Here is a 17,820-nt window from a genome sequence, read left to right as displayed (position 1 = left end):
TGTTCTCCATTAATTGATGTAGACGATTGACCCATCTGGAATTGATGTGGGAGCCATGAGTCCTGTGCTGAGTCCCGTATGATCAAACAGCTGCCGGTTGTAGACTCGACCTACAAGCGATGAACTCAGTGATGCATTGATTAATGCATTCATGAGTCCAGGATGGTCAGGTTGATAAACCCATGTTTTTCCTTGGGTTCGGAGGTTATTGACAGGGCCGAGAGGGAATACTGGTTTTGCGATATCAACCACGCCATCGTTCTGTGGGTGAGTGTAGAGCGTGTCGTTTATCTGGTTGATATAACTTACCGTTGCCACAGCTTGTGCCTGCGCCTCGGTGGTTTGAGTAGACAACGCATTCATTTCAGTGTGCCGGGGCGGGACGAGCGTTAATGTCAACAGACCGGCCATAAACACCATCATCCAGTGCGTCATTTTGGCACCTCGTCACTGACGGTTACCTGACACTGCTGACTCCGAGTTCCTGCATACAGCGGCACCGAAGCATTCAGATAAAGGCTAAAAGCACCGTTCAGTGCATCCATAAATGTTCCATGGAACACCAGCGGAGCATCGATACGGTAATTCACAGAAGTTAACCACTCCACAGTCCAGTGTTTAACGTTTGGAAGTGAACATTTCTCTTCGGCAGACCATGTCAAAATTGAGTCTTTGAGGGTGCTACCCGGCACCATAATCCAGATACGCCGTGCTTCTTTCTCACCAGGCGTGGATATTTTTGCAGAAAGTATTGTTTGGGTTTTCTTCTCTGGAACAGATTTTCCAGTGAATGGATTGCTTTTATTGACTACTTCAGTTTTAAGGGATGGTGCGGTAGTTGTTGTGATCGCGGTGGCTTTGGGTACAAGTGGGACTGTCGTGGATAACGTAGAAACAGAAACCCTTCGATTTGGCCAGTCGATTGATGGTTTTAGTTTTTCCGGCGTAAGCAAACTATTCAGTACATACGGCCACTGATCATTACCGCGCCACTCTAGTGGTCGCCGCACATCGGGCATAATACCTGGGCCATAACTTTGTTGCCAACCTACTGGCGCTATTCGTGTAACTGCCTGCCTCAGTGTCTGAGCTTGACCCGCGCCCGCCAGCGCTGGAGTGTCCGGTCTTCCATCAGTAAAACTAACAGCGTGTAATCCAGCAATCTTCTGGCCCGCCAGCATAGATGATTGTGATTTATTGGCCGCATTTAATACCGGTTTGTTTGCTTTTTGTGGCACAACCGGCAACGGATTCTTAGGTTTTAATCGGACATTGCTGACTAACGCCAGTTCAGCCTGAGCTTGCTGAATAAGAGGGCGCTGTTCTTGTATCAGCGTGGTAACTAATTGTTGTGCCGGCGTTGCGGGGGGCTTGTGAGTCGTCAGGGCACAGCCGCTCAACACCATCGGCGCTAATGCCATGGGGATGAGCATTTTCATTGGCGTTTATTCCTGGAGCCGCGTGTTCGACGGGGTTCGTTGGCTATATCGAGGACTTTCTGAGCCAGTTCAGCGCTGTCGATTTGGTAAGCCAGGTCCAGAATGGCGTAAAGGACATGGCGACAAGCAATGGGCTGGTCGAGTCTTCCGGTCAAGTTTACGGCCTGTTCTGTCAGCATTTGGTCATGCTGAACACCCAGGGAATATGTTTTGCGTAGAGACATTCAAGTCACCTCGGTTACGCGGTGGCGTATGCAGGAAAAAAAGACCACCCGACATTACGGGTGGTCAAGAGGTCAGTGGAGACTGAGGGTGCTACTGGGGGTAGGAATGCCGGCGAGGCCTACAAGAGTTCAAATGGGAAATATATTGTGGGAGATAATCTTTACCGGTGTCGTGTGTTTTGTTACCCGGACTACGAACATCATTTTCGAAGGTAAAAGCTTGTAGAACAAAATCATCAGATTGCCATTCAATGACAGGGGGAACATCTTGGACTTGTTTTGACATCTATCCTCCGATTAAGCAGAGAAATACTGAAATCAAATACAACAAACTCATTAGTAGCTAGCGGATTGCCTCGATAAAAGCGAAGAAGAGGGCGCTGCGTACTTCGCCATCCTTTTCATCAACCAACGACTGGATCTGCTGGCGTTGCACGTTATTGAGTGGAATCTGATTCTTATCCCACTGACGTTTTCCGGGATGAATGCTTGAAAATGCCTGCACACAAACCGGCAACCGCATCACACTGTCCACGACTGTTTCGCGGATAGGCGCGATTTCGCCCGCAAAACGTACCAGATGGCTGATGCCTGGAGAGGTTTCGATTTTAGATGAGTGATGAATTTCGGGATCGAAACAAATAAAGATATAACCAGGAAATAACTGCTCAATGACTTGTCGGTTTTGGCCCGGACGGTCGGCCCGAGGACGATAAGTGCGCATTATTGGACTAAAAGCCATGACATTAATGCGCTCCAGGGTCATCTGGGCTTTGAAGACGTTATCTTTTCCTGCTTTATGGCAAGCGAGATACCAGCGTTCCATGATGTTCCCCGGTGATGAGCGGAAGAATAATGAAAAAGCGCAATGTAATGAGTATGCTCCGCCAAAATCGAACCCAGTGGATTCAACTGACAAAGACGAGCGATAGTGAAAAAGTGCATCGCGGTTCTCCTAACATGCGCTTTAGCCTGGACTGTACCCGACAACCAAGGGCAGAGAGGTGCCGGTAGGAAGCTACCAGGCACAGTCCGGGCTAAAGCAAATATACGGGTTTTTGGCGGGTGTAAGTTGGCGGACTTGCAAACCGTTTGAACCTGTACTTAAGTATGGTGTTGAATGGTATTTTCAATCCAATCTGTTGTAAATTAATTTTTAACGATCATATATCCTGATATAAACGCATCAAACAGTGATAAATAACTATTTACCCCTGCTTTTTGATCAAAAGATCTGGGAAAGATCCTTTTTGTAGATCAATTGATCTTTAAAACTAAATAATCAGAATATTTGACTCCCATAGTTCCTTTGCTGAGTGGTTAAATATTGATCGATGGCGGGCTAAAAAATTGAGTAATCGATATGTTCTTGTTTTCTTTTCAGGCTAACTATGTTTAAGGAATGGTTTTTTTGCGGATTTTGTTTGTTGTGTTGCTGGGGGGGATACAAAATAATTGTGCGGTGAGATAGGATACGTAAATGGTGGCATTCGGCACAAAAAGAGATCACCAGAGATCCAATTGTTGCAAGCCGGCCAAAATCCGGTAGTATTTACGCATGTTTTGCTGGGGGTTCTTAGTGGCATAAGCATCTGAGCAGCTATAGAAGAATGAGTAAGGGCGATGTTTTATAACGTCGTTCTGTTACAGGATGGGGCATATCCTTAAATGTCCGGGGTTAGAGGCACCAGATTTATCGGGCCTTAAATGCAAAAACCCCCCGAAATCCTCTCGAACTTGGCGGGACGAAGGATATCAGGGGGTCACAAAGCAGGCGCTGGCCTGTGAGAGATTATAACTCATGCAATCTAGAAAACAATACCCATCCGCCATCTGTGTAGGATGGGGTGAATAGTCAAAGCCAACAGGCAATTCAGGTACATCCTGATCCTCTAAAACGTACACGGCGCGGCGAATCGAACGCTTTGCGACGTGGACAATCTAAAGTTCATCGGCGTTATACACCCCAGTTGTGTTGCTCTGTGCCTCGAGGCATGGCGGCTAAAGTTGTGGCGCGTATGCAAAGCCATAACTGGCACCGCAATCATGATCTCATTGAACTGCGGCGGGAAGGTTATGTGCCATATACCAAGCGTAATGACCCTTACTTCACGCCAAAGGCAATGCGTATCTCGGCACGTTCTGAAAGCTGTGAGGCATTGACCGCGTTGTCAATGGCTCTGGCTGCCAATTGCGATTACAACCCAGACAGTGACTACCCGTTTGAAATCATGGCTCCGTTTGAGCAAATAGCGGCCGCGATGGGGATGTTGCACGTTTATGATAACGGCCGCAAAGCCTATGACAGCCCATTACATGCCTTGTCAGTACAGGAACAGCTCGGGTACGTGATTGTTCTACACGGTAAAGATACTGACAGTGGCCAGAATAAACCGTTGCGGTTATGGCTGACCGAAAAATTCTTCATTTCACGGGGGATCGCCGTTGAAGAGATCCGTCATTGGCTTGGCCAGTTCAAAACCTGGGCGATTAAAAACGGGTTGACTGAAAGTTTACGTAAAAAGTATGAACGGCACCTGCTGCGTGTTGAGCGTATTGGTATTGATCTAAATGACAAACCCTCTCTACGGAATCGCTTGAAACAAATCAAACGTTGGGTTGTCAGCCCTGACCTGGCAAAAGAGAAGCAAGAAAAAGTGGCTCTATTAGAAGGACGACTGGCTGAAATAGAGCGTGATAATACCCAGCGTCTCGATCTTATTCTGGACCAGACACAGCAAAATATCCGCAGTCTGGCCAAAGCGAAGCATAAACGCAAAACTCCGTATTATGATGCGTATGTAAAATGGTCAACCAGTTCAAAAGTCACGAGATTAGACGTCGTGATGCAAGAACAGGCCTTACAGAAAGAGCAACCCGGACTGAGCCACAGTGACCCGGAAACTTACTACCGCCTGTTGCTTGAGCGAGCAGGCATAATCTAGCCCCAAGATGACCCCATCCCGAACCCTACCGTGCGCTGCGCGGTTTTTGTGTTGGCCGAACCCCTGAGATTGAGTGTTATTTAACCTCGACTCAACGGACTATTTTTCATTATCCACCCGAATTTATGATCGACAGTCACGCAATTCTTATTACGGTGAATATTTGTACTATTAACTTCGAATGGATGTACTTAATTTCGTAACCTGTTAGATAAATATCATTAATTTCGAACGTTATTACTGAACAAAATAAGCCTCTAAAAAGAGGAGTACTTTTCGAGCGGCTAAAGCCTGCTCTCCAAAGTAGCTCCCCTCGCTTTGCTCAGGGCAAATTACACATTGGCAATATAGAAAAAAAACAATAATAAGTAGCTCCCGGCTAAAGCCGGGCAAAAGAACTTCGCATAACCATAAGTTATTAACTAGGATTAATCCTACCGATCAGTTTCAGTCGCTAGTTCTTTCTTTTGTCTCCGACCGTTAAACTAATTCATTGCTGTAAGATTGGTTAAACGGCTCTCGCACAGCTCAAGCCTCAAAAAGATAGGTCTAGCAGGATGGGGGAGGTAACGGGATTATGAAAGCCTGGAACCGCTACGCGGGTCACCGGCGACCCTTACCAATAGCGTTTATCTTTTACATTGTTGTCGCCTGCATACGGCATAGCCGTATTGATCAGTATTCGATCAATCATGAACGATGGATCGGGTTTAACACTGGTTTTACAGGCAGGCAAAGTGCTATTCCAAAAAAAATGACGTAGGATTATGGGTTTAGCCATGAATTTAGATTGCCAGGTTTCTATGTCCACGTTGTTTATTGATTTACTAATCAAACCGCGTAAAAGATTTACGATAAAAACCCGCACGCATGATGCATTCGTACAATGCCTGGTTGCATACGTGCAATTACACTATGCGAGAGAGCCTGGTTGGTCATTGTACAAATATGGTACAAGCTGGGGATGTTTATGCCAGGTAGTTACACGGCCCTTTCTTAGCTGGCTTGAAAAGTTTAGAGATAACCCACGTATTAATGAAATCCTAGATACTTTTTTACCTCATATTCCAGAAAATGGAAATGAGCTCGATCCTCCAATAGCGGTATACATCCCGCTTTACTGGTTCTGTATAACAATACCTCCTGTTCGTGATCAAATACGGGACATGTGGCTGGGTAAGACTACTCATACTGTTTTGACTGCCCTACCACCGCGCATTACAGTGCCATCCCTAAGGCCTTCGGATTACTATCTACTGTATGAGGGACGGGCTGTAGCTCAGGATTTACAGCAACATTTCCAGCGGTGCTTAAATGAGAATATCCCTTTTATTGGGGTGTGGCATTATCGACCTAAACAACATACTTATGCGCACAGGTATGACATTCTCTTCTCCTGGGAGCCTTTTATAAAAAGCCATCCCCATATATTTGATAATCCAAAGTACCCTGGTATTGATAAGGTTATCCTGCGGCGTATCACACAAATCCTCAAAGATAACAAGCCATACGATGGTTTTGAAAAAGCACAGATACAGAGCCAGTTAACTAAAGGGCAGCTCAATATTCTCAAATTGAATTTTACGGCAGCGGAACAGCTGACTCTAGATCTGGTAAAGCTAACGCTGCAGCTGATTGAGGAAATGGAACAAAAGTTAGAAACTACCGAGGCTTTGGGAACAAAACTGGGGGTATTGGAATAATTAACTAGGGCGCTATTATCTAAGCGCCCAGGGGGTCTTTTTAACTATTTCTACGCTGATTTAGAAGTGTCGGATAAGCACAGCCAGTTACCTGACAGTGCTCTCCTAAGAACGGAGCGTGCGACTTTGGGATCCGCTTGGAAAACGGAAAATATCCTACGCTAAGCCTGTTTTTTGTTCAGTCTTGTCTGCCACACGTAGGGTTACGCATGGTTTCAGTAGATATTTTGAGCGTATCTGAGAAGGAAACAAATGAAAGGCATTGTTTCAAAAGTGTGGGAATGGGAGCGATTACTTAATAATATAGGCGGCCAATGATGTAAAAAACAACGCTAACGAGATAATTCATTGTCTGTATATAAATTTAGATGCTCTAGGCAACTGTCAGAGCCGACTGCCACTATCTTAGACAGTGGCAGAGTTTCACGTTAACTTTTGGCCATAAGGTGCGACCAAGTCCACTAACAGACGTAGTCGCGGAATAGCCGAAGCTACTCCAGGTATTCGCTATAGTCTTTGTTGAACAGGTTATTGTGCGCCGGGCTACTGATCGTTGTTGTTTTGGGACGGTCTTTAATGACGTTATGATGAAGTCAACGGCCAAGAGCAATATTCCAACTCTTCTGGATGAGGATTTCATCCATTATTTCAATGACAATCATATGGTTATCCATCTATTGGTTGTGCACAAACCTTCCTAAAACTCCCAATGCCTACGTATCTTCAACATCCGCCCATGGATGGCTTCATCATTCTTATTAAATATAGCAATTAGTTTCTTTACTTCCTCAGTGTCCGCTAAGTTTTCCCCTGTAGATTTGCCATTACGCAAACAGATGCGCAACTTGGGAGAATCAACATGAAACGCTTCATTCAACTTTCCGCATTGACGTTAGTTCTAGCCTCCTTGGGGGGCACTGCCTTTGCCAGCATGATGAATACCACCTCACCTTCATCAGATATGTCGCAATCGCTGGTTTCAGCTAAAGCCACTGAAATTTCTCATGACCAGGCACGGCAATATCAGAAAATCGGTAATGTCACAGTTTCTCAGGACGGTTTTACGATGGGAAATGACCCACTGGCGAAAAAAGTCAGTGAGCGTGGGGGGAGTTACTTTGTGATTATTGGTGAACAAGGTCACCAGGATCATAAAACCATCGAAGCCGACATATACCGGTAAGGTAAAAACCGCCTTTCATGAAAGCGACTGAGAGCCCGTCAGGGGGGACTGAAACCCTGACGGGCCCAGCCCAAAGGCAACAAGGCAGAGTCAGATACTGTTAATAACCCTACCCGCAGGATAGCGTTTTCTGTTGGTTATCAAAGAGGAAGTAATAATGAACGCAATGATTAAAAAACTCACCCTGTCACTCTTCCTGACTGGAAGTGCTCTCTTGATTGCCGCTTTCTCCGCACAAGCCAAAAGTGTGGATAATACCTACTGCAATCCAAACTACCGCAGTTGCCAAGCGCCTTTTACGATAGGCAAAGATAAAATAGCCCCGCCGACAGGGAGAAATATCAACTATTGTGACCCCAACTACCATAGCTGCGAGGCACCGTTTACGCTGGGGAACGACAAGATAGCCCCCCCGACTGGCGAGAATAACAACTATTGTAACCCGAACTATCACAGTTGTGAGGCACCTTTTACTATTGGGAAAGACCATATCAATCGTTAAGAAAAGTGAGCCCGCGTACTGAATTGACGCCTTGGCGTTGGACAGAGGATACTGCGGGCTTTTCCCCTTGCCCGATTTAAAACACTATCTGGAGCCAGAACCGCGATGAATGACACACTCAGACACGGTATTAGCAAGGTCCCCGAAGTCACATTACTATTTTGGCTGATAAAAATTGCGGCAACGACCCTGGGAGAAACGGGGGGGGATGCCGTTTCCATGTCGATGGGACTGGGCTATTTGGCGGGAACAATTCTCTTTGCCGCTATTTTTCTCATCGCTGTTGCTGTTCAAATAAAGTCCGTAAGTTTTAACCCTTACATCTATTGGTTAACGGTCATTGCTACCACAACCGTCGGGACGACATTGGCCGACTTTGCCGATCGTTCGTTAGGAATAGGATACCTGGGGGGGACAACCATTCTCTTGTCATTATTGGGAGTTTCTTTACTCGTCTGGTATCGAACGATGGGGACAATCTCGGTACACTCGGTCAGTTTCCCCAAAGCGGAAATCTTTTACTGGGCTACGATTATGTTTTCTCAGACATTGGGGACTGCTCTTGGTGATTGGACTGCAGATACCGCAGGATTAGGCTATCTGGGTGGGATGGTAGTGTTCGGTTTGTTGCTGTCATTACTGGGCATAGCTTATTTCTTCACGTCAATTTCGCGTACCACCCTCTTTTGGAGCGCCTTCATATTGACCCGCCCCTTGGGGGCTGTCGTCGGTGATTTTCTCGACAAACCGCTTAGTGCCGGAGGGTTGGAATTAAGTCGCTATTCTGCTTCCGCCGTCTTATTTACTGCCATGCTCGCCTGTTTATGGCTGTTTCCTCAACGTCCGGCCGCAGAGAAGATAACCCTATGACCATGCATCACGTCCATCTTCTTTCTTAATAAATAATCTACGGATTTGATAATGAATGTCACTGAATTTTCATGCTCAAACTTAATTACTCACTGCTTTACCGCATGAATTTGGATTTTTATTCTTAATTGGCGTGCTTACTGGCATATTGTCGAGAATGTCCTAGAGTCATATATGCTTACATGTAAACATACAAGGAGTATGAAATGAAGTTATTGAAAAGCATTATCATTATTACCTCTCTGGTATCTTTCTCTGCACTGGCTGCACAGGAAATCACGAAGGAAGAAGCGGCAAAATATACTAAAACAGGCACCATCAGCGTTACTGAAGATGGGTTTACCATGTCCAAAGATCATCTCAGTAAAAAAGTTGATGAGAAAGGCGGGAAATATTACGTGATCACCTCTGAAGGAGGCCATCAGGGACACAAAAACATCACCGCTGATATTTATCAATAAGTTGTATTATGCCTGTCAGCCCCCCCGTTTCGGTGGGGCTAATGACTACAGACGTCTATCACACTTTTGTGTCGAAATAAATGTCTATCCATGAAGTTTATGTCAACCACAACCTTGTGCAAGTCTAAAGCCGTGTTTAATACCCCAAGAACTCCTCGAAACCGTCTTCCTGATTGAAAAATGCAAAAACCGAGTCATGCCCCTATACCTATCTTAGCTCAAAACGCGCCTTTTGCTAAACAGGGTTCAGTACCACTAAGTCAGCGCTAAGGAAGCCGTGAAATACTGAGCAAACGCAACCACACTATGACGGTTTTTATCATGGCATATTCCATAGAGAAACAGACGAGTAATTGGGTGAACAAGGTACCAGAGGTCACCATCTTCTTTTGGCTTATCAAAATGATGTCTACTACAGTAGGGGAAACCGCAGCCGATTTTCTTAATGTTAACCTGCATTTCGGTTTGACACACACCTCGGTTGTGATGGGGGCACTGCTGGCGCTCGCATTATTCTTCCAAATAAGAACCAAACATTATGTGCCATCTTTGTACTGGATATCGGTTGTGCTCATCAGCGTATTCGGTACCCTGCTGACCGATAATTTAACGGACCACTTTGGCGTTCCTCTGGCTGTCTCTACCCTGATGTTTGCAGGATTACTGCTGACCACGTTTGGCATCTGGTATACAAAAGAGAAAACATTGTCCATTCACGCGATAGACTCTGTCAAACGTGAGCTTTTTTACTGGATGGCTATTCTCTTTACTTTTGCGTTAGGCACGGCAGCGGGTGACTGGGTCGCTGAGGGGTTACAACTCGGTTACGTCAATGCCGCTATACTTTTCGGTGCGCTGATTGCAATGACTGCTGTGGCACATTTTCAATTCAAAATCGACGCGGTGCTGTGTTTCTGGATAGCCTATATTCTGACACGTCCTTTGGGAGCATCGTGTGGTGACCTCCTTTCGCAACCAATAGCAAACGGGGGACTGGGATTGGGAACAACACTGACCAGCAGTCTGTTCCTTATTACCATTGTCGGATTGGTCGGGTATCTCACCATGACAGAGAAGAAAGTGACGCAATGAGTTCTCAGGTTTCAAGCTTCTGAAGAAGCGAGCTTTCTACTAAAATGGGGGGCTTATCTTACTGGCAGTATTTTCCACGCTCATCGGCATATCAGGACGTAGGGCTAAGGGATGTTGAGAGGGAAACTGGACGCCTCGGAATACAGGACATGGTTTGGTATACTGTCAGGCAAAGCCCATCCACAGTATGGCCAGATTACAGATCTGTTTTGAACGCGTCGTATTTGGGGGGACTGTCATCGTCGTTCATTATAGCGAGAGAATTGATGCGGATACTTCTGGTAGAAGATGATGCGATGATCGGTGAGATCGTTCAAAGCGCCTTAAAAGATGCAGCTTACGCGGTGGATTGGGTTATCAATGGTGACGATGCCCTGTCCAGCGCAGCCTGTCAACATTACGATGTCGTGCTTCTGGATCTGGGTTTACCCGGTAAGGATGGTCTCGCGGTGTTATCAGGCATACGCAAGAAAGGGCTTGCAACACCGGTTTTGATCCTCACCGCCCGAGATGCTCTTGAAGACCGACTGAAAGGGCTCGATGGTGGAGCCGATGACTACGTGCTCAAACCTTTTGACATGAGTGAGCTGTTAGCCCGCATCCGGGCGGTGTTACGTCGAAAAGGAGGGGATGGAACCCCGGTGTTGAGCAATGGTGCCCTGGCGTTAGATCCTGCTTCACATGAAGTCTGCCTTGTCGAGAGTCAGACAACGTTCCGACTTTCAAACCGGGAGTTTGCGTTACTTCAGGCACTGATGCTCAGGCCGGGGAGTATTCTGTCTCGCAGCGACTTGGAAGAGCGGATATATGGCTGGGGAGACGAGGTTGAAAGCAATGCCGTTGAGTTTTTAATTCACGCGTTGCGTAAAAAACTTGGCAATGATGCCATCAGGAATGTGAGGGGGGTCGGATGGATGGTATCAAAGAACGGGTAAAAAGTTCGATTCAACTTCGCCTGTCGATTGTTTTATGTTCAGCCATTGCTGTTGTCGCCCTGATATCAGGCGGATTTACTTTTTTCTCAGTTCTTGACGAAGCTCATGAGTTGCAGGACGCCACATTAACTCAAATTGCAGGGGTATTAAAAAAGGCACAGTTCCCCATCGCAAACAGCAGTTATGTGAGTCAAAACCCGGAGGATGAAGAGGATAACAATGTTATCGTTCAATTTATCGTCGGGAACACGGCTCAGTCATCTCGCTCTCTCACGTACTTTCATTTGCCACTTCCCTTGTCCGAGGGGTTTCAGACCATTTCCTCAGACCATGGTAACTATCGGGTTTTAGTGACCTCATTATCGCAGAGTTTACAGGTTGCCATAGGGCAAAAAACCGCGATGCGGGATGAGGTGGCCCTTGACAGTGCCTGGCGTACCTTGATGCCTTTCATGATTTTACTGCCTGTTCTCCTCCTGATTGTGGCCGATCTGATCCGAAAGGTTTTCCGACCGGTTACACGGCTGGCCAATGACGTTTACCAACGTGATGAACAAGATCTCACCCCTTTGGCTTCAGAGGACATTCCGCATGAAGTTCGCCCTTTTGTTATGGGGATTAATCGGCTATTGGGTAAAGTCGGCAGTGCCATGGAAAACCAGCGACGATTTGTCGCAGATGCGGCCCATGAACTACGATCGCCATTGACCGCACTTTCATTGCAGGCTGAACGCCTCAACCAGTCGGCCATGTCCAAGGAGGCACATGAACGCCTTGATACGCTTCGACAGGGGATTAATCGGGCAAAAAACCTGCTTGAGCAACTCTTGTCATTAGCCCGAGCCCAGCAAAAAATCACCATGAAGACACCCCAGTCTCCAACCTCAATACAATCCGTCTATCGACAGGCCATAGAAGGTCTTTTGCCGTTGGCATTGGAGAAGAATATTGATTTAGGGGTTGTTGATACTGGGGATATCACCCTTTACACCGATGAAATAGCTCTTTTCACCGTAGTGAAAAACCTGATCGAGAATGCCATTCGTTACACCCCAAAAGGGGGATGTATTGACCTTCGCCTTTACGGTACTCGAGAACAGGTCATTATTGAGGTTGAGGATAATGGTCCAGGAATATCGGAGGATAAGCGAACTCGCGTATTTGATGCGTTCTATCGGATAGAGGGGAGCGGACAGTCAGGATCCGGGCTGGGACTGTCGATTGTCAAGGCCATCGTCTCACGGATGGGGGGCGAGGTTACGTTGCATAATGCGGCGAACTCCCCCACTGGACTGCAAGTCAGGCTCCTTCTCCCTCACAGAGCCCCCCATGATTGATTTGGGTGAGTCTATAGAGAATGTTGCAAAAAAAATGATAGCCATGAATATATGGCCACAGCACGTTATAGAAACCATCAATCTGTATTTGTTCAATCTGATTAATGCCCCGGCACACCCCGGTTTGTCGATGCTGATGCTAAGGCACTTTTTTGCCCGTGATGTGATCATCGTGGTACCGTGCATCCTGCTGCTGAACTGGTTTTTTGTCAAAAAATACATCAAGAAAACTGTGTTAGCTGCAGCGTTTTCTGGCGTACTGGCGATCGGTTTGAATCTGTGTGTCAGTCTTTTTTTGGCGATATCCACACCCATTCATGGTCCCCGTAGGACATACTTTTATCACCCATGTTGCCGAAGTTTATTTTCCCTATCACATATCGCTTATTTCTGCTGTCGGGATAAGTTTGCTATTGCAGGTTGGTGTTCGCTTTCAAGGGAGCCTATGACTTTTGCTCGGTCTTGGCATCGTTTGGGGAAAGATTTATATGGGAATTTATTTCCCGATGGAGATATTTGGGCTAATCATTGTTGGGTTTATTGCCGTATTGCCGTATTGCTGTGTCGCTTGATGTGGCAATAAATTGCCCGCAGTATAACCGTCTGTCGATTATACTGCGGCAACGCTGGCAATGGATTTGGCCGAAGCGCCTGTGATGGTGTCGTCATCCGAAATCGGGGTTCACCAGAACGTCGGTGTCGACTTCCGGGTAAATGGATGACGAGGAAACGCAGGAAAACCAGGCAGGCAAAAAACGGTGGCCTGTCCCTTTGGTGTGTCATACACGCTGCTTAACGAGCCCTTTTTTTCATATAGTGGCTCAGGATAAGATGGAGTATCCCCATTCCGCCGTGTGCGAAAATGTACACTTCAATCAGTGCTGTCAAGGTTTTATGCAAACCGAGCACTTCTGTCGCCCAAGGGACATCCATACGGAAAAGAATAAACCAGGACAGACCGGATAAGACGACCAACAACAAAGCACCCAATCCCAACCCCTGAACACACGCCGCCAGTCCCTTTGGTGAGGCCGCGGGCAACCCCAAGTTCATCATCTGTTTCAGGTCCTGCCTTATCTGGCTGAAGTCCCCCCATAAATAAGGATAAAAGTATTTAATGCCACGGCTAACCAGACAGTAAACGGTCAAAGAGAGTGTGAGTAAAAAAAGAGTAATACCAATAACAATATGCATCCAGGTGAAAAAAAAGCTCATTCCTGAAGCATTCGCTTGTGCGAGAGCATCCAACTGAACCCCGTTGCTATTCACAATTTGGACAATGACAAACAAAGCGATGGTCAGATGCAAGACGCGCAGAGGCTTGGACTGAGTCTCTGCCAGATACGCCCAAAAAGTAGTGAATATAGTCATGGATCCTCATATTAGAAAAAGATGGGTTAATTTTCCGTCTGGACAGTGTACCCACCAGGCAAAGGATGATTTCCTGACGCTCGTCATCTTAAAGCATCAGGGGTAAAATTCCGTCCGTTTGCAACAGCACCAACGGATAAAGTATAAAAGAGTAAATCAAAGTAGGGCTGTTGCAAGCAGGTATTATACTCTCCCCCCCGTTGCAGGCGAGGGAAAATATACACCGGTAAAATCAGCAGCGTCAGTACCGTCGCAAAACCTAGCCCGAACATGATGACAACCGGCATGCTTTGGAAAAAGGCATCACTAAGCAGTGGGGCCAGGCCGAGCACGGTGGTAAAGGCGGTCAGCAGGATCGGGCGTAAACACGAGGTCGATGCATCGATAATGGCATCCAGCAGGATCAGCATGCCACTTAAACTCAGCAGGCCGATCAGCCCCATAAAGCCAAACGGAATACCGGTGAGCAGGAAGCCCAGCGTGACGCCGAACAGTGCCAGCGGAATGGTCAGCCAAATCGCCACGGCGTTCCTCGGTGAGCTGAACATCAGCATGGTGATAATGAACATGATCAAAAAAGCTACAGGTAAACAGGTGAGCAGACCGGCCTGAGTTTCTTTGGTACTTTCATAGTCCCCTCCCCATTGCAGTTTATAGCCATGGGGTAGTTTGATAGCCTCAATAGGTGGTTTGATGCGCAACAGAAGTTCGGCCGACGTTTCACCGCTCTGAGAAGTGGGATCGATCTGGACGGTCAGCGTCCGTTTACGATCCCTACGCATAATCAGTGGATCTTCCCATTCGGTAGAAAACCCACTGACAACGTTACCTATTGGGATAAAGGATTGTCGCGTCTGGCTCCAGACCATTACGTCGTTCAGCTGTTTTGCATTGAGTCGCTCTGCGTCCGGCGTCTTCAGTTCGATTGGTATCGTGCGTGTAGCCGACTGATAACCGCAGCACCTCGAGGAACGCTGACGCCAAACTCCAATAGAAAAGCATGCATTTGATTAGCTTATCCTGCACATGAGACTCACGAACACGATGTAGGGCCAGCATGGCCTGGTGAGACACCGTTCCAGGCTGAACGAAGCGCATTGATGGACGTGATGCAGCCTCACAGATAGCTTAGGCATCAACGAAGTCGTTTTTGTTAGTTTTAACGAACGGACGGACAAATTGTGGTGATATCAGCTTTGGCGTATGTCCCAGCGCCATGAAGTGAGAACCACCACAGGCTTCCATCACAATGGTGGTTGTCGGGCATGTAGCCAGAAATTCAAAGAGCTTTGGCTACGAAAAACTGCTTTTCTACGACGATCCTGACAATGAATGTGGAAAGAGTTTTTCCCCAGATCGATACCAATGAGCGCAATGTTTTCCATGATGGTTCTCCAGTTTAAGCCTGCTCTCAGCATACAGCTTTGAAGGAGGGAGTGACCATCTCATTAAGCCACATCAGTCTGCCACACGTAGGGGTTACGCATGGTTTCAGTAGATATTTTGAGCGTGTCTGAGAAGGAAACAAATGAAAGGCATTGTTTCAAAAATGTGGGAATGGGAGCGATTACTTAATATAGGAATCCAGCACCTTCAGCACGACCTCAAGGTCTGCTTCTCGTTTCTTTTCCTCACCTTCATGAACAATATGTTCTGTCAGATGCCCCTTAATCACCTCCCGCATTAATCCATTCACTGCCCCACGTATTGCTGCGATCTGTTGTAGAACGGCGGCACACTCATGGGGTTCATCCAGCATTTTTTTCAGCGCCACAACCTGCCCCTGAATCTTGTTTGTGCGGGCTATTATTTTTTGCTTATCTCGGATCGTATGCGACATCCTGAAACCTCATTCACCAAAAAAATCTCTCTGAAGTGTAGCATCACCATTTTACTGGGGGGTAGTATGTTATACTGGGGGGGAGTAGAATTCGAATCGCCACTTCTTACTACGAATTATTATCATGAACGAATTTACAACTCTCTTGCAGCAAGGAAACGCCTGGTTCTTCATTCCCAGTGCAATTTTACTCGGTGCTCTTCATGGGCTGGAGCCTGGGCATTCTAAAACCATGATGGCGGCCTTCATCATCGCTATCAAGGGCACTGTCCGGCAGGCTGTCATGCTTGGACTGGCAGCAACTCTCTCACATACCGCGATCGTTTGGTTGATTGCCTTTGGCGGAATGTATCTCAGCAATAAGTTCACCGCCGAATCTGCCGAACCCTGGCTACAGTTGGTTTCCGCAGTCATCATCCTTGGCACTGCTATCTGGATGTTCTGGCGGACCTGGAAAGGTGAAAAGAACTGGCTGGAAGGGATGCAGGAAAGTGAAAAACACCTTCATCATGACGAGTCACGTCTGATAGATACCGGTCACGGTAAAGTTGAATTATCCATCTTTGAGGAAGATCAGCCCCCACACTGGCGGTTACGCACGCTCAGTGGCACGAAATGGGCAGCCAGCGATGTTTCGTTAGCCACAATTCGAGAGGCAGCTACGTTTTCACAGCTTTTTGAATTTGTTGATAAAGGTGAATATTTAGAATCCAGATTGCCCATTCCAGAACCTCATAACTTTGGAGTTCGTCTTTCGTTAGGCCATCGAGGCCATGTCCATGATTATGATGTTGCCTTCCATGAACACGAACATGATCACTCTTCGCTGGGAGGCCTGAATGTAAATTCTAAGGAATATCAGGATGCTCATGAGCTGGCACATGCAAATGACATCAAGCGGCGCTTTACCGAAAAAAAAGTCACGAACGGACAGATCCTGTTATTCGGCCTGACTGGAGGGCTTATTCCTTGTCCTGCTGCAATTACCGTATTGTTAATCTGTATCCAGCTTAAAGCTTTAACATTAGGAGCAACACTGGTTGTTTGCTTCAGCATTGGGCTTGCACTGACGCTGGTCACTGTCGGTGTTGGAGCTGCGGTGAGTGTCCGCCAGGTCGCAAAGCGCTGGGGTGGTTTTAATAAAATTGCAAAAAAAGCGCCTTATTTTTCAAGTGCTCTTATTGGATGTGTAGGGATTTACATGGGGATTCATGGGTATCTTGGCATCTTTGGCTAAGTGCTCCACTGGTGCCATATGTGAAACACGGGGGCGCATCTTAATATCACGGATGCGCAGCTTTCACTCTGAGAATGGTCTGCCGTGTGGTGTTGAACTCCCTCGCTATTGCGCTGATGCTTAAGCCTATATTAATTCGCTCAATAACGGCCTGTTTCTGTTCTCCGCTCAGGGTGGAAGGACGGCCAAAACGTTTCCCTGCTGCTTTTGCCCGCGCAATACCTGAGTGTGTGCGTTCAAGCAGCAGGTCCCGTTCAAACTCCGCTACGGCGGAAATGACCTGCATGGTCATTTTCCCTGCCGGACTGGTGAGATCTACACCGCCCAAAGCCAGGCAGTGAACCCGAATACCTGAAGCTGCCAGTTGTTCCACCGTTTTTCTGATATCCATCGCATTTCGACCTAGGCGGTCAAGTTTGGTGACTATCAGAACATCGGTACTTTCCATACGATCAAGCAGCCGGATAAATCCAGGTCGCTCACTCGCGGCAACCGAACCACTAATATGTTCCTCAATATATCGCTGGGCACGAACATTAAAACCGGCGGTCTGAATTTCCCGCCGCTGGTTTTCTGTTGTCTGTTCCAGAGTCGAAACCCGGCAGTAAGCAAAAACACGTGACATAGTGATATTTTCTGTACGAAAAGGATGTACGGATTATAACGTATGTACGATAGTGA

General features: G+C 46.9%; 17 protein-coding genes and 2 pseudogenes. 11 read left to right on the top strand and 8 right to left on the bottom strand.

What is annotated here, in order from left to right; genetic code table 11:
* Positions 1-9 precede the first annotated feature (9 nt).
* The 3 genes from pilM to ACQ4OC_RS16130 form a co-directional block, all read right to left on the bottom strand.
* Positions 10-435, bottom strand: coding sequence for a type IV pilus biogenesis protein PilM (pilM, locus tag ACQ4OC_RS16140; RefSeq protein WP_120806786.1), 426 nt, complete (start codon positions 433-435; stop codon positions 10-12).
* Positions 432-1,439 carry a TcpQ domain-containing protein gene (locus ACQ4OC_RS16135; protein WP_120806785.1) on the bottom strand — a complete coding sequence of 336 codons (1,008 nt, stop codon included), beginning with the start codon at positions 1,437-1,439 and terminating at the stop codon, positions 432-434. The genes pilM and ACQ4OC_RS16135 overlap by 4 nt, the downstream gene beginning before the upstream one ends.
* Positions 1,440-2,006: 567 nt before the next feature.
* Positions 2,007-2,489: a transcription termination/antitermination NusG family protein gene (locus tag ACQ4OC_RS16130; RefSeq protein WP_120806783.1), complete on the bottom strand. Its 483-nt coding sequence runs from the start codon at positions 2,487-2,489 to the stop codon at positions 2,007-2,009.
* A 1,021-nt stretch (positions 2,490-3,510) separates the two neighbouring features.
* Between ACQ4OC_RS16130 and ACQ4OC_RS16125 the strand changes: the two genes are divergently transcribed.
* From ACQ4OC_RS16125 to ACQ4OC_RS16080, 10 genes are all read left to right on the top strand, one after another.
* A complete protein-coding gene (locus tag ACQ4OC_RS16125; RefSeq protein WP_230596536.1) occupies positions 3,511-4,608 on the top strand; it encodes a Replication protein in 1,098 nt (365 codons plus the stop codon).
* 767 nt (positions 4,609-5,375) lie between these two features.
* The gene (locus tag ACQ4OC_RS16120) at positions 5,376-6,311 is read left to right on the top strand and encodes a hypothetical protein (protein WP_120806782.1); all 936 of its coding nucleotides are present in this window, start codon (positions 5,376-5,378) and stop codon (positions 6,309-6,311) included.
* Positions 6,312-7,170: 859 nt separating this feature from the next.
* Entirely contained in the window at positions 7,171-7,494 is a 324-nt protein-coding gene (locus tag ACQ4OC_RS16115; RefSeq protein WP_430971406.1) for a DUF1471 domain-containing protein, read from the top strand.
* Between the two features lie 157 nt (positions 7,495-7,651).
* Positions 7,652-7,996, top strand: a complete 345-nt coding sequence (locus ACQ4OC_RS16110) for a hypothetical protein (protein WP_430971405.1) — start codon at positions 7,652-7,654, stop codon at positions 7,994-7,996.
* 105 nt (positions 7,997-8,101) lie between these two features.
* Entirely contained in the window at positions 8,102-8,866 is a 765-nt protein-coding gene (locus ACQ4OC_RS16105) for a COG4705 family protein (RefSeq protein ID WP_430971404.1), read from the top strand.
* 215 nt (positions 8,867-9,081) lie between these two features.
* Positions 9,082-9,327, top strand: a complete 246-nt coding sequence (locus ACQ4OC_RS16100; RefSeq protein WP_430971412.1) for a DUF1471 domain-containing protein — start codon at positions 9,082-9,084, stop codon at positions 9,325-9,327.
* Between the two features lie 357 nt (positions 9,328-9,684).
* Positions 9,685-10,419 (top strand): COG4705 family protein, encoded by a 735-nt coding sequence (locus tag ACQ4OC_RS16095; RefSeq protein WP_430971403.1) that lies wholly within the window; start codon positions 9,685-9,687, stop codon positions 10,417-10,419.
* A gap of 266 nt (positions 10,420-10,685) precedes the next feature.
* Positions 10,686-11,354, top strand: a complete 669-nt coding sequence (locus tag ACQ4OC_RS16090; RefSeq protein WP_430971402.1) for a response regulator — start codon at positions 10,686-10,688, stop codon at positions 11,352-11,354.
* Positions 11,330-12,691 carry a sensor histidine kinase gene (locus ACQ4OC_RS16085; RefSeq protein WP_430971401.1) on the top strand — a complete coding sequence of 454 codons (1,362 nt, stop codon included), beginning with the start codon at positions 11,330-11,332 and terminating at the stop codon, positions 12,689-12,691. The genes ACQ4OC_RS16090 and ACQ4OC_RS16085 overlap by 25 nt, the downstream gene beginning before the upstream one ends.
* Positions 12,684-13,274, top strand: coding sequence for a hypothetical protein (locus ACQ4OC_RS16080; protein ID WP_430971400.1), 591 nt, complete (start codon positions 12,684-12,686; stop codon positions 13,272-13,274). Before ACQ4OC_RS16085 ends, ACQ4OC_RS16080 begins: the two co-directional genes overlap by 8 nt.
* 209 nt (positions 13,275-13,483) lie before the next feature.
* On the opposite strand, the gene ACQ4OC_RS16075 is transcribed toward ACQ4OC_RS16080, so the two are convergent.
* The 4 genes and pseudogenes from ACQ4OC_RS16075 to rcnR form a co-directional block, all read right to left on the bottom strand.
* The gene (locus ACQ4OC_RS16075) at positions 13,484-14,062 is read right to left on the bottom strand and encodes a cytochrome b/b6 domain-containing protein (protein WP_430971399.1); all 579 of its coding nucleotides are present in this window, start codon (positions 14,060-14,062) and stop codon (positions 13,484-13,486) included.
* 221 nt (positions 14,063-14,283) lie between these two features.
* Positions 14,284-15,015: pseudogene (locus tag ACQ4OC_RS16070) on the bottom strand (efflux RND transporter permease subunit); the annotation flags it as partial.
* Positions 15,003-15,447: pseudogene (locus ACQ4OC_RS16065) on the bottom strand (IS110 family transposase); the annotation flags it as partial. The pseudogenes ACQ4OC_RS16065 and ACQ4OC_RS16070, both read right to left, overlap by 13 nt.
* 182 nt (positions 15,448-15,629) lie before the next feature.
* The gene (gene rcnR / locus ACQ4OC_RS16060) at positions 15,630-15,902 is read right to left on the bottom strand and encodes a Ni(II)/Co(II)-binding transcriptional repressor RcnR (protein WP_430971398.1); all 273 of its coding nucleotides are present in this window, start codon (positions 15,900-15,902) and stop codon (positions 15,630-15,632) included.
* A gap of 124 nt (positions 15,903-16,026) precedes the next feature.
* Between rcnR and ACQ4OC_RS16055 the strand changes: the two genes are divergently transcribed.
* Positions 16,027-17,139 carry a nickel/cobalt efflux protein RcnA gene (locus tag ACQ4OC_RS16055; RefSeq protein ID WP_430971397.1) on the top strand — a complete coding sequence of 371 codons (1,113 nt, stop codon included), beginning with the start codon at positions 16,027-16,029 and terminating at the stop codon, positions 17,137-17,139.
* 46 nt (positions 17,140-17,185) lie between these two features.
* On the opposite strand, the gene ACQ4OC_RS16050 is transcribed toward ACQ4OC_RS16055, so the two are convergent.
* Positions 17,186-17,764 carry a recombinase family protein gene (locus tag ACQ4OC_RS16050; RefSeq protein WP_430971396.1) on the bottom strand — a complete coding sequence of 193 codons (579 nt, stop codon included), beginning with the start codon at positions 17,762-17,764 and terminating at the stop codon, positions 17,186-17,188.
* Positions 17,765-17,820: the final 56 nt, after the last annotated feature.

It is taken from the genome of Yersinia sp. J1 (genome assembly GCF_050586585.1).
GTDB lineage: Bacteria > Pseudomonadota > Gammaproteobacteria > Enterobacterales > Enterobacteriaceae > Yersinia > Yersinia entomophaga.
Note: the sequence above shows the minus strand (reverse complement) of the source record. Positions and strands in the feature narration are given on the sequence as shown.